This is a genomic window from Rhodopseudomonas sp. (assembly GCF_036404135.1).
GTDB lineage: Bacteria > Pseudomonadota > Alphaproteobacteria > Rhizobiales > Xanthobacteraceae > Rhodopseudomonas_A.
This window is the reverse complement of the sequence record NZ_DASWPE010000097.1, coordinates 18,609-32,196: the sequence shown is the minus strand read 5'-3', so window position 1 is coordinate 32,196 and position 13,588 is coordinate 18,609. Positions and strand designations below refer to the sequence as shown.

The window sequence follows — 13,588 nt, the reverse complement described above, 5'->3', positions numbered from 1 at the left end:
TATCTGTACGACTATGGAGCGCTCCGATGACGCATATTTCCTACAGCGAGTTACGGAAAAACCTGGCCAGTTACATGGACGAGGTTTGCGACAGTCGGGCACCACTCCACGTCACCCGCCAGAACGCCAGAACTGTGGTGATGATGGCAGAGGATGATTACGATGGCCTGATGGAGACGGTGCATCTGTTGAAAAGCCCGGCCAACGCGGTTCGACTGTTGCGATCGATCGAAGAGGCCGATGCCGGTCGTTTAACCGCTCGCGAGTTGATCGAGCCGACCGAGTAGTGCGCGACCCATGAAGCTGGTCTGGACTGAGGATGCCTGGCGGGATTACCTGCATTGGCAAGCCACAGATCAAAAGCTGATGGCTGCAATCAACGATCTTATCAGGGATATCAAGCGCGACCCGTTCAAAGGCATAGGGAAGCCTGAACCATTCAAACACACCCTCAAAGGTTGGTGGTCCCGGCGAATCTCAGGGGAGCATCGTCTGGTCTATCGGGTGGGGGGCAAGGCGGAAGATCGGCAAATCGAAATCGCCCAATGCCGCTACCACTATTGAGCGCCTCACCGCCGCTGTGATCCGCCGCGCTCAAAAATCCGAGGCGATGCCCTTGGTTTCCCAATCGCCATAGCGGGTCGGTTCCGGTCCTTTCGGGCCGTTGACCTCGTGGGCGCGCGCCGCGGCCTCGGCCGCGGCTTGTGCGTCGGCCACCGCGCGTCGTGCCGCGGCTTCGGCGAGCGCGCGTTGTGCCGCCGGCGGCAGCTCCTTGCGCGGCGGCGGCGTCGCGGCGGCGGCGGCGGCGGCGGGGGCGCTCTCGGACTCGTCGGTCATCGGCAGATCATCCAGCTTCCCAAACCAGCTTGGCAACATCGTTCCGCAGCGAGCGGCCGCGCGAGAATTTGGCCATCGCCGGCAGCCGGCGCAGATATCGCCGAGCGATGCATAGGCTCGGCGCGGCGCGATCGCAAACGCGTTCAATCAGCCACAGCTTTGCCGCACAAGTCGACCATCGGACCAAAGCGGAATTCTTACATTTGGCATATTCGCGTGGCATCAAGCCAAGCCGCCGATGGCGCATGCCGTCGTCCCGCATCCCACTCTCACGTGATATTCTCAACCCATGTCGTCAACCCGATTCGCACCCCCCGCCGAGGTGCCCGGTCTCGCAGCGCGTCGTATCGCCGCCGACATTCTGGACGGCGTGCTGCATAAGCACCGCACGCTCGACGATCAGCTCGAAGGCGCCGCCGCCCATCCCGGGCTGAAGACGCTGTCGGATCGCGACCGCGCGCTGATGCGCCGGCTGGTCGCCACCATCCTGCGCCGGCTCGGAACGCTGGGCCACGTGCTGTCGCGGCTGCTCGATCGCGGATTGCCGACCGATGCGCCGCGGGCGCAGAGCGCGCTGTTGATCGGCGCCGCGCAGATTCTGTGGATGGAGGTGCCGGATCACGCCGCGGTCGATCTCTCGGTCCGGCTGGTGCAATCGGACCGCCGTGCCGCGAAATATGCCGGCCTGGTCAATGCCGTGCTGCGGCGCTGCGCCCGCGAGGGCCATCCCTTGATCGATGAGGTGCAGGGCCAGTCGCTCGACGTGCCGCCCTGGCTGTTGGCGCGCTGGAGCGCGCATTACGGCGCCGACAATGCGCGCGCGATTGCGCGCGCGATCGGCGAGGAACCTTCGCTCGACCTCACCGTGAAGGCCGATGCCGAGAGCTGGGCCAGCCGGCTGCACGGCGAAGTGCTGCCGACCGGCACGGTGCGGACGCTGCTGCAAGGCTCGGTGAAAATGCTGCCGGGTTTCGACGATGGCCAATGGTGGGTGCAGGATGCCGCCGCCGCCTTGCCGGCGCGGCTGTTCGGCGATCTCACCGGCAAATCCGTGGTCGATCTGTGCGCCGCGCCGGGCGGCAAGACCGCGCAACTTTGCAACGCCGGCGCCTGGGTCACCGCGCTCGACCGCTCGCAGAGCCGGGTGGCGCGGTTGCGGGAAAACCTCGGCCGCCTGGGGCTGCCGGCCGAGACCGCGGTGGCGGATGCCGCCGAATGGCCGGGCCATGGCGGCGCGGGCTTCGACGCCGTGCTGCTGGACGCGCCGTGCTCGTCGACCGGCACCATCCGCCGCCATCCCGACGTCGCTTGGCTGAAACAAGAGACCGACATCGCCGCGCTGGCGGCGCAGCAGCAGCGGCTGCTGCAAAAGGCGGTGACGCTGCTGAAGCCCGGCGGAACCCTGGTCTATTGCACCTGTTCGCTGGAGCCGGAGGAGGGCGAGAACGCCATCGCCGCACTGCTGGCGGGCAATTCCGGGATGCGGCGGTCGCCGGTGGACGCCAGCGAAGTGGCCGGGCTGGCCGAGCTCGTCACCTCCGATGGTGCGCTGCGCACCCTGCCGTGCCAGTTGCCGCACCCCGATGCCAGGCTCGGCGGGCTCGACGGGTTCTATGCCGCACGCCTGGTCAAGCCTTTATAGAACCTCGATTTTCCAGGGCTCCGGGAGTGTCGCCCCGTGCCGCAGCGCCAGGATGGTGTGTCCGCCGGTTTCCGGATTAAAAGATTTGCAGAGAATTTTCGTTAACTCTGGTTCGTTCTGGTTCACAACGTCCTTTGGTCTTTGCGCACGTCCCGCCGCTTGAGCTTGCCAGGCCGATCAGGTCCGGCACCAGGCGACCATTCAATCCAATGTCGTGAGAGAGGGTGCCGAAACGTGAAGCGAACTTCGGATTCGGGGCACTAGCGCCGGTGTCGGTGGCCTATCGCAGACGATTATCGACGCTGATTCTGGGCCGCTTCGCGCGCAATATGATGGCGCGCGTCTCCGCGGGGTCGGTAGCGTTGTCGCGGCTGTGGCCGGGCCGCACTGACCAGCTGATCATCGCGCCGCACGATCTGCGCACCGCGGACGCCACCCGCGCCGCCGAGATCTACGCCGGCCGTTTCGTGTTCGCCGGCAAGATCGTCACCTGCCAGGGTCGCTCGATCTTCGAATACGCGCCGCCCTCGGAAGACTGGGAGGTGGCGCTGCTCGGTTTCGGCTGGCTGCGCCATCTGCGCGCCGCCGACACCGCGATCACCCGGGCCAATGCCCGCTCGCTGGTCGACGACTGGATGTCTAACATGTCGCACAACCGGCCGGTCGGCCGGCGTCCCGACGTGCTGGCGCGCCGGGTGATCTCGCTGTTGTCGCAGGCGCCCTTGGTGCTCGGCGACACCGACGGCCGGTTCTATCGCCGCTATCTGCGCGGGCTGACCCGCGAAATCCGCAGCCTGCGTTACATCACCCCCGACATCGCCGACGGCGTGCCGCGGCTGCAGGTGTTGATCGCGTTGTGCTACGCCTCGCTGTGCCTCGCCAACCAGGCGCGCCATATCCGCACCACCTCGCGCAAATTGTCCGACGAATTGCAGCGCCAGATTCTGGCCGACGGCGGCCACATCTCGCGCAATCCCGGCGCGCTGATCGAATTGATGATCGACCTGTTGCCGCTGCGCCAGACCTTTGCCGCGCGCAACATCGCGCCGCCGCCGGCGCTGCTCAACGCGATCGACCGGATGATGCCGATGCTGCGGTTCTTTCGCCATGGCGACGGCAGTTTCGCGCTGTTCAACGGCATGTCGAGCGCGCCGTCGGATCTGCTGGCGACGCTGCTGGCCTATGACGACACCCACGGCAGTCCGATGGCGAGCATGCCGCATACGGGTTACCAGCGGCTCGACGCCGGCTCCATGACGGTGATCATCGACACCGGGCCGCCGCCGCCGCCGAGCGTCAGCGACGAGGCCCACGCCGGCTGCCTGTCGTTCGAGATGTCGGTCGCCGGCTGCCGCGTCGTGGTCAATTGCGGCATCCCCGCCACCGGCCGGGAAAACTGGCGCAGCTTCGCCCGCGGCACCGCGGCGCATTCGACAGTGACCTACCGCGAAACCTCGTCGTGCCAGTTCGTCGAGCGCTCGTCGATGAAACGCTTTCTCAACGGCGCGCCGATCGTCTCCGGCCCGGTCCGGGTCGAGCATTATCGCGAGGTCGGCGCCGAGGGCGTGATGCTGAACATGTCGCATGACGGCTATCAGTCGCGGTTCGGGGTGACGCATCGCCGGGTGCTGATGGCGGCGGCGGATGGCGCGCGGCTCGACGGCGAGGATACCGTGGCGCCGGCACCGGGCGCGCGGATCAAGGGCACCGACACCAGTTATGCGCTGCGGTTTCATCTGCACCCCGCGGTCAAGGCCAGCCGGCTCACCGACGCCCGCGGCGTCATGCTGGTGCTGCCGAACCGCGAGGTCTGGACCTTCGAGGCGCAGGACGACAAGGTCGAACTCGAGGACAGCGTGTTTCTTGCCGGCAATGACGGGCCGCGCCGTACCGTGCAGATCGTGATCCGGCAGGATGCCCGGCACACCGCCTCGATCCGCTGGAGCTTCGTCCGCTCGCCGAGTTCGCCGGCGGCCACCGCGGCGCGGCGCAGCGCCCGCAGCCAGCCGGAATTGCCGCTGTAGATTCATCCCGATAGGCCACGAGCCCCTACCCCAACCCTCCCCCGCAAGTGGGAGAGGGGGCGCGCAGTGCAGTTTGCGAAGGCGGTCATAAACCCAGCGGGCGAGTTGGCTCGACGGCATTCCTTGTCGGGCAACGCGTCGCCGCAACGGCAGCAACACTCCCTCTCCCGCTTGCGGGGGAGGGTTGGGGTGGGGGTATTCGGCCGCAGCGCCGATGCTGGCGGGCTCGTCTGTCGTCGAACCCGCTCGGCGCTCCGGCGGCGATCCGAGGTTTCGCCGCCCGGTAAACCGTGCTACGGCGCGCGCTTGAATTTGGCGCCCGCCGCGACCGGCCGGCAGCCTCTGACCACTCCATTATCGGGATACCCCTCATGACCGACCATCCGCGCCGCGTGACCCGCGCTCTTTTGTCCGTTTCCGATAAAGTGGGCCTGATCGACTTCGCCCGCGCGCTGGCCGGCCACGGCGTCGAACTGATCTCCACCGGCGGCACCGCCAAGGCGATCGCCGCCGCCGGCCTGGCGGTCAAGGACGTCTCCGACCTCACCGGCTTTCCGGAAATGATGGACGGCCGGGTCAAGACGCTGCACCCGAAAGTGCACGGCGGGTTGCTGGCGATCCGCCGCAATGCCGAGCACGTCAAGGCGATGGCCGACCACGACATCGCGCCGATCGACCTGTTGGTGGTCAACCTCTATCCGTTCGAGGCCACCGTCGACAAAGGCGCCGGCTATGAGGACTGCATCGAGAACATCGACATCGGCGGCCCGGCGATGATCCGCGCTGCGGCGAAGAACCACGACGACGTCGCGGTGGTGGTGGAAGCCGCCGACTATTCTGCGGTGCTCGACGAACTCGCCGCCAACAACGGCGCCACCACGCTGACGCTCCGCAAGAAGCTGGCCGCCAAGGCCTATGCGCGCACCGCGGCCTATGACGCGGCGATCTCCAACTGGTTCGCCTTGCAGCTGAAAACCGACGCGCCGGATTTCCGCGCCGTCGGCGGCAAACTGATCCAGTCGCTGCGTTACGGCGAGAACCCGCACCAGAAGGCGGCGTTCTATGCCACGCCGGAAAAGCGCCCCGGCGTCGCCACCGCGCGGCAGGTGCAGGGCAAGGAACTGTCCTACAACAACATCAACGACACCGACGCCGCCTATGAGTGCATCGGCGAATTCGATGCCGGCCGCACCGCGGCCTGCGTCATCGTCAAGCACGCCAATCCCTGCGGCGTCGCGGAGGGGTCGAGCCTGCTGGCCGCCTATCGCTCGGCGCTGGCCTGCGATTCCACTTCGGCGTTCGGCGGCATCGTGGCGCTGAACCGCACGCTCGACGCCGAAGCGGCGCGCGCCATCACCGAGATCTTCACCGAAGTGATCATCGCGCCGGACGCCACCGATGAGGCGATCGCGATCGTCGCGGCAAAGAAGAATCTGCGGCTGTTGCTGGCAGGCAGCTTGCCTGATCCCCGCGCGTCGGGGCTCACCTACAAGACGGTGGCCGGCGGTCTGTTGGTGCAGAGCCGCGACAACGCGGTGGTCGAGGACATGGCGCTGAAGGCGGTGACCAAGCGGCAACCGACCGAGGCCGAGCTGCGCGATCTGAAATTCGCCTTCCGCGTCGCCAAACACGTCAAGTCCAACACCATCGTTTACGCAAAAGACCTCGCCACCGTCGGCATCGGCGCCGGCCAGATGAGCCGCGTCGACTCGGCGCGGATCGCGGCGCGCAAGGCGCAGGACGCCGCGGCCGAGTTGAAGCTCGCTGAGCCTAAGACCAAGGGCTCGGTGGTGGCCTCCGATGCGTTCTTCCCGTTCGCCGACGGCATGCTGGCCTGCATCGAAGCCGGCGCCACCGCGGTGATCCAGCCCGGCGGTTCGGTGCGCGATGACGAGGTGATCAAGGCCGCCGATGACGCCGGCATCGCCATGGTGTTCACCGGCGTGCGGCATTTTAGGCATTGATACTTGACCCGTTGCGGCCAGGGATAGGCGTCGCAACGCGCACTGAATAACCTCTCCCCGCTTGCGGGGAGAGGTCGGCGTGCCGAGCAGTGCGCACTGCGCTCGCCTCACCAACAGCCGTCATCACCCGCGAAAGCGGGTGACCCAGTATCGCAGAGAGTCAGAGTTCAACAATAGGCGCTCTGGAATACTGGGTCGCCCGGTCGAGCCGGGCGATGACCGCGGAGTGGGAAGCGGCGCTGTGCGCCGAACTAACCCCGCACCTTCGCCAACAACGCCAGCCCGCCGACAAAAAACAGCACCAGCACCGCCATTCCGGCTTTCTGGCTCGCCGTGATCGCCGTGACCGCGCCGATCAGCATCGGGCCGATGAACGAGGTGACTTTTCCAGTCAGCGCGAACAGCCCGAAGAACTGCGCGATGCGGTCTTTCGGCGCCATGTGGATCAACAGCGAGCGCGACGCAGCCTGCAAGGGTCCGCCGGCGATGCCGATCAGGCAGCCGAGCAAGAGATAAGCGCGCTCGGCGGGAGCGGCGAACAACGCGCCGCCGGGCTGCGGCGGCGTCACTGGCATGAACAGGATGGAATCCCGCTCGACCAAGAGGATGCCGAGCACTGCGGTGAGCAGCAACAGCATGCTGCCGGCGATCACCCGCTTCGGCCCCAGCGCGTCGTCGAGCTTGCCGCCGAGATAGGCGCCGAAGGTGGCGGCGATCGCCAATAGAATGCCGAAGCTGCCGATCTGCAGCGTGTGCCAACCGAAGGTGCCGGCGGCGTAGATGCCGCCGAACGCGAACAGCGAGACGAGGCCGTCGGTGTAGATCATGTTGGCGAGCAGGAACATCGCCATCGAGCGGTGCTTCGGCAATTCGCGTAGCGTCTGCCGAAGCTCGCGCAGGCCCTCGCGCACCGCGGCGCCCGGCTTGCGCTTAGCCGGAAAATCCGGCGTCAGCAAAAACATCGGCAGCACGAAGATCACGAACCAGATCCCGGTGAGCGGCCCGGTGATGCGGTCGCCCTGATGCGTCACAGGATCGAGCCCGAACCACGGCGAAAGGCCGAACAGCGTGCGCCCGGTGTCCGGACTGCCGGCGAGAAATCCCAGCACCAGAACGAGCGACAGAATGCCGCCGACATAGCCGGTGGCCCAGCCGGTGCCGGAGAGCCGGCCGATCTGCTCCGGCGGCACCAGATGCGGCATCATCGCGTTGTTGAACACGGTGGCGAATTCGACGCCGATCGTCGCCACGCCATAGGCGATCAAGAGCGGCAGGATCACGCTGTCGTCGCCGGGGCGGCCGAACCACATCGCGCAGGAGCCGATGACGAGCAGCGCGCCGAAGCCGAAGATCCACGGCTTGCGCCGGCCCGAGGCGTCCGCAATCGCGCCCAGCACCGGCGAGGCCAGCGCGATGATCAGCCCAGCGGAGCCGGTGGCGAAGCCCCACAGCGATTGGCCCTGCGCCGGATCGGCAGCGACGAAGGTGGTGAAATACGGCGCGAAGATGAAGGTGGTGATCAGCGTGAAATAAGGCTGTGCCGCCCAGTCGAACAGGATCCAGCCGATCACCGCGGAGCGCCGCGGATAGCGCGACGCGATGGCGGCGCGGGGCGCGCCGGCGACGAGGCTGTCCGCCATGCCCAAGTTCCTCCCGAATGATGGTCGAGCTTTTGCCTATCGCATCGAAATCAATATAGCATGCTGCGCAATGAGACGGTGTTCGTGGTGAGATTAAGTCGGCGGCGATCGGCAGGCATTGTGGCGCTGCTGCGTGGCGTGGTGGTGACGGCGCTGCTGGCGCTGGGCTGTGGCAACGCGCCGGCGCAGGACGGCCGCGGCGCGATGCGGGTGACCGCCGCGCAGGCCGTGGCCGGCGCGCGTGGCATGGTGGTGGCGCAGGAACGACGCGCCGCCGCGATCGGCCGTGACTTGCTGGCGAAGGGCGGCAACGCGGTCGACGCCGCGGTCGCCACCGGCTTTGCGATGGCCGTCACCTATCCCCGCGCCGGAAATCTCGGCGGCGGCGGCTTCATGGTGATCCACCGCGCCGGCGGTGAGGACGTCGCGCTGGATTATCGCGAGACCGCCCCGGCGGCGGCCAGCCGCGACATGTTTCTTGGGCCTGACGGCAAGCCGGATCCCGCGAAGTCGCGGGATTCCGCGCTCGGCATCGGCGTGCCCGGCACCGTCGCCGGGCTGTCGCTGGCGCTTGCGAAATACGGCTCCGGCAAATTCACCTTGGCGGAGATTTTGCAGCCCGCGATCGCGCTGGCGCGCGATGGATTCCTGATTGCCGACGACACCGCCGATACGCTGCCGGAGTGGCACGCGCGGCTGTCGCGCTGGCCGGCGACGCAAAAAATCTTTGCGCGGGCGGACGGCGCGTCGCTGCAAGGCGGTGACCTGTTGGTGCAGCGCGATCTCGCCGCGACGCTCGGTGCGATCGCCGACCAAGGCGCGCGCGGCTTCTATCAGGGCGCGGTCGCGGAGAAGCTGGCGCGCGGCATTCATGACGCCGGCGGGCTGATCACCGCCGACGATCTGAAGGCCTATCAGCCGGTGATCCGCGCGCCGTTGCGCGGGACCTATCGCGGCTACGACATCGTGGCAATGCCGCTGCCGTCGTCCGGCGGCACCGTGCTGATCGAGACGCTGAACATTCTCGAGGGCTTCACGCTGCGCGAGATCCCGCAGGGCTCCGCCGCCTCGCTGCATCTGCTTATCGAGGCGATGAAGCGCGGCTATGCCGACCGCGCGCGCTATCTCGGCGATCCGGCCTTCGTCGACGCGCCGCTTAAGGCGCTATTGTCGAAGGACTATGCGGCCAAGCAGCGCGCCGGCATCGATCCGCAGCGCGCCACGCCGTGGACCGAAGCCCTGCCGGCGCTGCCGCCGCATGAAGGCGACAACACCACGCATTTCTCGGTGGTCGACGCCGACGGCAACGCGGTCAGCAACACTTACACGCTGAATTTCAGCTACGGGCTCGGCCTCATCGCCGATGGCACCGGCGTTCTCTTGAACAACGAACTCGACGATTTCACCGCGGCGCCCGGCGCCGCCAATGCGTTCGGGCTGGTCGGCTTCGAGGCCAATCTGCCGGGGCCGGGCAAGCGGCCGCTGTCGTCGATGTCGCCGACGCTGGTGTTGAAGGACGGCCGCGTCGTGCTGGTCACCGGCTCGCCCGGCGGCAGCCGGATCATTTCCACGGTGCTGCAGGTGATCGTCGACGTGCTGGATTACGATATGGATATCGCCGCGGCGGTGGCGGCGCCGCGGCTGCACCAGCAATGGCTGCCCGACGAGGTGCGGATCGAGCAGGGTTTTGCCGAGCCGGTGATCGCCGCGCTGCGCGCCAGGGGCCACGTCGTGGTGGCGCCGCTCGGGCAGACCTCGGCGAATTCGATTTTCGTGGCCAAGGACGGCGTCCGCGGCGCCGCCGACCCGCGGACGCGCGGGGCGGCGGCCGTGGCGGAGTAGCGCCGGGCCTTCATCAAGATCATCCGCTCAGCCGCCGCGCCGGCAGCGCGCCCCTCTCCCGCTTGCGGGCAGGGCAATCGCATATGAAAGTTGGCGGTTGCTGCGAGGATCACCCTCCCCTGGAGGGGGAGGGTCGCTCGCACAGCGAGCGGGGTGGGGTGGCGAAGAATTCATCCGTCGTGCACGCTGCTCACCCCACCCCGGCGCGCACCGCGCTTCGCGCGGTCACCGCCGACCCTCCCCCTCCAGGGGAGGGTGAAGAGAGCTGCGAGGCAATGGCCTGCGAAAATCCATGTCCGATCGCCTGCGCTTGCGGGGGGAGGGATTAGGCGGCGCTTGGCGCTGGACTGATTTCGAATTACAGCGAAGCTGTCAAACACGCGCCCAAGGCGCCGACAGCAGGGACGAAACATGGCATCACTGAAGGGCAAGACGCTGTTCATTTCCGGCGGCAGCCGCGGCATCGGGCTTGCGATCGCGCTGCGCGCGGCGCGCGACGGCGCCAATGTGGCGATCGCCGCCAAGACCGCCGAGCCGCATCCCAAGCTTGCCGGAACGATTTATACCGCCGCCGAAGAGGTGCGCGCCGCCGGTGGCCAGGCGCTGCCGATCCTGTGCGACATCCGCGACGAGGCCCAGGTGATTGCCGCGATCGACAAAACCGTGGCCGAATTCGGCGGGCTCGACATCTGCGTCAACAATGCCTCTGCGATCAGTCTGACCAATTCGCAGATGACCGACATGAAGCGGTTCGACCTGATGATGGGGATCAACACCCGCGGCACCTTCATGGTGTCGAAATATTGCATCCCGCATCTGAAGAAGGCCGACAATCCGCACATCCTGATGCTGTCGCCGCCGCTCGAAATGAAGCAGAAGTGGTTCGAGCATTCCACCGCCTACACGCTGGCCAAGTTCGGCATGAGCCTGTGCGTGCTGGGGCTGTCCGGCGAGCAGCGCCGCGCCGGCATCGCCGTCAACGCGCTGTGGCCGCGCACCACCATCGCCACCGCCGCGGTCGACAATCTGTTGGGCGGCGACGCCATGATGCGCGCCAGCCGCACGCCCGAGATCATGGGCGACGCCGCCTACCAGATCTTTCTCAAGCCGTCGCGCGACTTCACCGGGCAGTTCTGCATCGACGACAAGGTGCTGTATGAAGCGGGCGTCAGCGATTTCGAGCGCTACCGGGTCGATCCGAGCGTGCCGTTGATGTCGGATTTCTTCGTGCCGGACGACGACGTGCCGCCGCCCGGCGTCAACGTGAGGCCGCTGCCTTCTGTCGATGCGGCGGCGAAGGGATAGCGCTCGCCTCGTCTAACGCTTCCTGCCTTCGCCGTCATCCTGAGGGCCGCGCGTCTTCGCGCGGCGTCTCGAAGGATGGCGGCGGGGGAGCGTCGCCGTAACTAACGCGCCGGCGCCCTTCGAGACGCCCGGCCTCGCTCTGCGAGCGACGCCGGGCTCCTCAGGGTGACGGCTTTGGTTCTTGACCGGCTCGGATCACGCCTTGCCGATGCTATACGGCCCACCCTTTTCCAGCGCGCGGGCATAGGCCGGGCGGGCGTGGATGCGCTCGAGCAGCGCCAGCGTCTTCGGATACTTGCCGTCGAGCCCGCCGCGCGACGAGGCCGCCTCCAGCGGAAAGCTCATCTGCACGTCGGCGGCGGTGAAGTCATTGCCGGCGAACCATTCGCTTTTGCCGAGTTCGCTTTCCCAGAACGCCATGTGCTGCTTCAGCTGCGGCTCGATGAAGCTGGTCAGCACCGGCGTGGTGATCATCCGCACCAGGGGCCGCAGCAGCGCCGGCGCGCGCGCCGGGATCATCGTGAACAACAGCTTCAGCAGCAAGGGCGGCATCGCCGAGCCCTCGGCGTAATGCAGCCAGTAGGTGTAGCGCAGCCGCTCCGGCGTGTTCGGCGGCGGGATCAGCCGGCCGTCGCCATAGGTGCCGACGATGTATTCGATGATCGCGCCGGATTCGGCGATGGTGTTGCCGTTGTCGGTGATCACCGGCGACTTGCCGAGCGGATGCACGGCGCGCAATTCCGGCGGCGCCAGCATGTCCGGCTGCCGCTGATAGCGCACGATCTCGTATGGCACGCCGAGTTCTTCCAACAGCCACAGCACCCGCTGCGAGCGTGAATTGTTGAGGTGGTGAACCGTGAGCATGGCGATCCCCTTTGCATGACCTTGTCCTCCCTGCCAGCCGGCTCGCGCAAAGTCGAGCGCGGTCCATGTGATATATTACCCGGGTGATATTGACAGGACTAATTTACCCGGGTAAATATCTCGGCAACATAGGAGATCGTCATGTTCACATCCGCCACCCCTTGCGTCGCCTTCCACGACGACCGCCAAATCGCCGAGGGCGCGCTCAGCGCCGTTGCGCGATTGACCAAACCTCTGCTCGATCAAGGCGATAGCTCGCTGCTGATCTTCGACGCCACATCCAGCGAGCTGATCCAGTTCGATATCCGCGGCTCGATCGATGACGTGCTAGCCCGCCTGCCGGCGCCGGCCGCGGTCGCGCCCGATCCGCAGCCAGAGGCCGCCGCCGCGCGCGGCCCGGGCCGGCCCAAGCTCGGCGTGGTGGCGCGCGAGGTCACGCTGCTGCCGCGGCATTGGGAATGGCTCGCCGGGCAGCGCGGCGGCGCCTCGGTGGCGCTGCGGCGGTTGATCGACGAGGCCCGCCACGCCAACAAGGACAAGGACCGGATTCGCCACGCCCAGGAATCCGCCTACCGCTTTATCGCCGCGCTCGGCGAGAACAAGCCGCATTACGAGGAAGTGGCCCGCGCGCTGTTCGCCGGCGACGCCGACCGCTTCGCGCGCTGGACCGCGGAATGGCCTGCGGACGTGCGCGACCACGCCCGCAGGCTCGCCGCCGCCGCGTTCGATCGTCCGCCGACCGCGCCCGTATCGGTTGATCCCGCGGCGGCAAACCGCTAGCTTGCTTGAAATGATAATAATCATATAAAAGGCGCGGCCGGACCACGGCCGTGCCGGCCAACGAGGAACGCGCCATGAGCCAGCCTGCGCCGCAATTCCTGTTCGATGTCGGCAGCCCCAACGCGTTCCTGGCGCATCAGGCGATCCCGGAGATAGAAGCCCGGATCGGCGTCAAATTCGACTACGTGCCGGTGCTGCTCGGCGGCATCTTCAAGGCCACCAACAACCGCTCGCCGGTCGAAACGCTGGCCGGCATCAAGAACAAGCCCAAATTCTACCAGCTGGAGACCCGGCGCTTCGTGCGGCGCTACCACGTCAAGCCCTATGTCTGGAATCCGCATTTTCCGATCAACACGCTGAACTTGATGCGCGCCGCGGTGGCGGCCGAGCTGCTGGGGGTGTTCGAGACCTATGTCGACGCCGCGTTCTTCCACGTCTGGGCCGAGCCGAAGAAGATGGACGACCCCGAAGTGGCGTTGCAGGCGCTGACCGCGTCGGGGCTCGATGCCGCGACGCTGTTCGCCCGTGCCCAGCAGCCGGAGGTCAAGGCCAGGCTGATCGATAATACCCAGCGCGCGGTGGAGCGCGGCGCGTTCGGCGCGCCGACCTTCTTCGTCGGCGACGAGATGTTCTTCGGCAAGGAGCAATTGCGCGAGGTCGAGGAGATGTATGGGTAGTTGCCGAGGACAC

At 67.0% G+C, this 13,588-nt stretch carries 12 protein-coding genes; 9 read left to right on the top strand and 3 right to left on the bottom strand.

Annotated features, from left to right (window positions below; translation table 11 throughout):
* Positions 1-26: 26 nt before the first annotated feature.
* Together VGC77_RS11560 and VGC77_RS11555 are read left to right on the top strand one after the other, a co-directional pair.
* Positions 27-287 (top strand): type II toxin-antitoxin system prevent-host-death family antitoxin, encoded by a 261-nt coding sequence (locus VGC77_RS11560; protein ID WP_331171710.1) that lies wholly within the window; start codon positions 27-29, stop codon positions 285-287.
* A 10-nt stretch (positions 288-297) separates the two neighbouring features.
* Positions 298-564 carry a Txe/YoeB family addiction module toxin gene (locus VGC77_RS11555; protein WP_331171709.1) on the top strand — a complete coding sequence of 89 codons (267 nt, stop codon included), beginning with the start codon at positions 298-300 and terminating at the stop codon, positions 562-564.
* A 30-nt stretch (positions 565-594) separates the two neighbouring features.
* Here VGC77_RS11555 and VGC77_RS11550 read toward each other — a convergent pair whose 3' ends face one another.
* Positions 595-837 carry a succinate dehydrogenase assembly factor 4 gene (locus VGC77_RS11550; protein WP_331171708.1) on the bottom strand — a complete coding sequence of 81 codons (243 nt, stop codon included), beginning with the start codon at positions 835-837 and terminating at the stop codon, positions 595-597.
* A 289-nt stretch (positions 838-1,126) separates the two neighbouring features.
* On the opposite strand from VGC77_RS11550, the gene VGC77_RS11545 reads away from it, so the two are divergent.
* From VGC77_RS11545 to purH, 3 genes are all read left to right on the top strand, one after another.
* Complete coding sequence (locus VGC77_RS11545; RefSeq protein WP_331171707.1) at positions 1,127-2,479, top strand: RsmB/NOP family class I SAM-dependent RNA methyltransferase; 1,353 nt, start codon at positions 1,127-1,129, stop codon at positions 2,477-2,479.
* Positions 2,480-2,808: 329 nt separating this feature from the next.
* Positions 2,809-4,503 carry a heparinase II/III family protein gene (locus VGC77_RS11540; RefSeq protein ID WP_331171706.1) on the top strand — a complete coding sequence of 565 codons (1,695 nt, stop codon included), beginning with the start codon at positions 2,809-2,811 and terminating at the stop codon, positions 4,501-4,503.
* A gap of 371 nt (positions 4,504-4,874) precedes the next feature.
* Entirely contained in the window at positions 4,875-6,467 is a 1,593-nt protein-coding gene (purH, locus tag VGC77_RS11535; RefSeq protein WP_331171705.1) for a bifunctional phosphoribosylaminoimidazolecarboxamide formyltransferase/IMP cyclohydrolase, read from the top strand.
* A 251-nt stretch (positions 6,468-6,718) separates the two neighbouring features.
* Here the strand turns inward: purH and VGC77_RS11530 are convergent, their stop codons facing one another.
* Positions 6,719-8,107 (bottom strand): MFS transporter, encoded by a 1,389-nt coding sequence (locus VGC77_RS11530; protein ID WP_331171704.1) that lies wholly within the window; start codon positions 8,105-8,107, stop codon positions 6,719-6,721.
* Between the two features lie 60 nt (positions 8,108-8,167).
* Here VGC77_RS11530 and ggt point away from each other — a divergent pair, with 60 nt between their 5' ends.
* Positions 8,168-9,949, top strand: a complete 1,782-nt coding sequence (ggt, locus tag VGC77_RS11525; protein WP_331171703.1) for a gamma-glutamyltransferase — start codon at positions 8,168-8,170, stop codon at positions 9,947-9,949.
* 411 nt (positions 9,950-10,360) lie between these two features.
* Positions 10,361-11,254 carry an NAD(P)-dependent oxidoreductase gene (locus VGC77_RS11520; RefSeq protein ID WP_331171702.1) on the top strand — a complete coding sequence of 298 codons (894 nt, stop codon included), beginning with the start codon at positions 10,361-10,363 and terminating at the stop codon, positions 11,252-11,254.
* 195 nt (positions 11,255-11,449) lie between these two features.
* On the opposite strand, the gene VGC77_RS11515 is transcribed toward VGC77_RS11520, so the two are convergent.
* The gene (locus tag VGC77_RS11515; RefSeq protein ID WP_331171701.1) at positions 11,450-12,118 is read right to left on the bottom strand and encodes a glutathione S-transferase; all 669 of its coding nucleotides are present in this window, start codon (positions 12,116-12,118) and stop codon (positions 11,450-11,452) included.
* 141 nt (positions 12,119-12,259) lie between these two features.
* Between VGC77_RS11515 and VGC77_RS11510 the strand changes: the two genes are divergently transcribed.
* Positions 12,260-12,898 (top strand): DUF2239 family protein, encoded by a 639-nt coding sequence (locus VGC77_RS11510; protein WP_331171700.1) that lies wholly within the window; start codon positions 12,260-12,262, stop codon positions 12,896-12,898.
* A gap of 74 nt (positions 12,899-12,972) precedes the next feature.
* On the top strand, positions 12,973-13,575 hold the full coding sequence (locus tag VGC77_RS11505; protein ID WP_331171699.1) for a 2-hydroxychromene-2-carboxylate isomerase: 603 nt from the start codon (positions 12,973-12,975) through the stop codon (positions 13,573-13,575).
* The last annotated feature ends 13 nt before the right edge of the window (positions 13,576-13,588 follow it).

Bases quoted from the DNA above. Each gene is read 5' to 3' on its own strand.
- VGC77_RS11555 (WP_331171709.1), top strand. From the start codon at position 298: ATGAAGCTGGTCTGGACTGAGGATGCCTGGCGGGATTACCTGCATTGG.
- purH (WP_331171705.1), top strand. From the start codon at position 4,875: ATGACCGACCATCCGCGCCGCGTGACCCGCGCTCTTTTGTCCGTTTCC.
- ggt (WP_331171703.1), top strand. From the start codon at position 8,168: ATGCTGCGCAATGAGACGGTGTTCGTGGTGAGATTAAGTCGGCGGCGA.
- VGC77_RS11515 (WP_331171701.1), bottom strand. From the start codon at position 12,118: ATGCTCACGGTTCACCACCTCAACAATTCACGCTCGCAGCGGGTGCTG.
- VGC77_RS11505 (WP_331171699.1), top strand. From the start codon at position 12,973: ATGAGCCAGCCTGCGCCGCAATTCCTGTTCGATGTCGGCAGCCCCAAC.
- VGC77_RS11545 (WP_331171707.1), top strand. From the start codon at position 1,127: ATGTCGTCAACCCGATTCGCACCCCCCGCCGAGGTGCCCGGTCTCGCA.
- VGC77_RS11540 (WP_331171706.1), top strand. From the start codon at position 2,809: ATGATGGCGCGCGTCTCCGCGGGGTCGGTAGCGTTGTCGCGGCTGTGG.
- VGC77_RS11560 (WP_331171710.1), top strand. From the start codon at position 27: ATGACGCATATTTCCTACAGCGAGTTACGGAAAAACCTGGCCAGTTAC.
- VGC77_RS11510 (WP_331171700.1), top strand. From the start codon at position 12,260: ATGTTCACATCCGCCACCCCTTGCGTCGCCTTCCACGACGACCGCCAA.
- VGC77_RS11550 (WP_331171708.1), bottom strand. From the start codon at position 837: ATGACCGACGAGTCCGAGAGCGCCCCCGCCGCCGCCGCCGCCGCCGCG.
- VGC77_RS11530 (WP_331171704.1), bottom strand. From the start codon at position 8,107: ATGGCGGACAGCCTCGTCGCCGGCGCGCCCCGCGCCGCCATCGCGTCG.
- VGC77_RS11520 (WP_331171702.1), top strand. From the start codon at position 10,361: ATGGCATCACTGAAGGGCAAGACGCTGTTCATTTCCGGCGGCAGCCGC.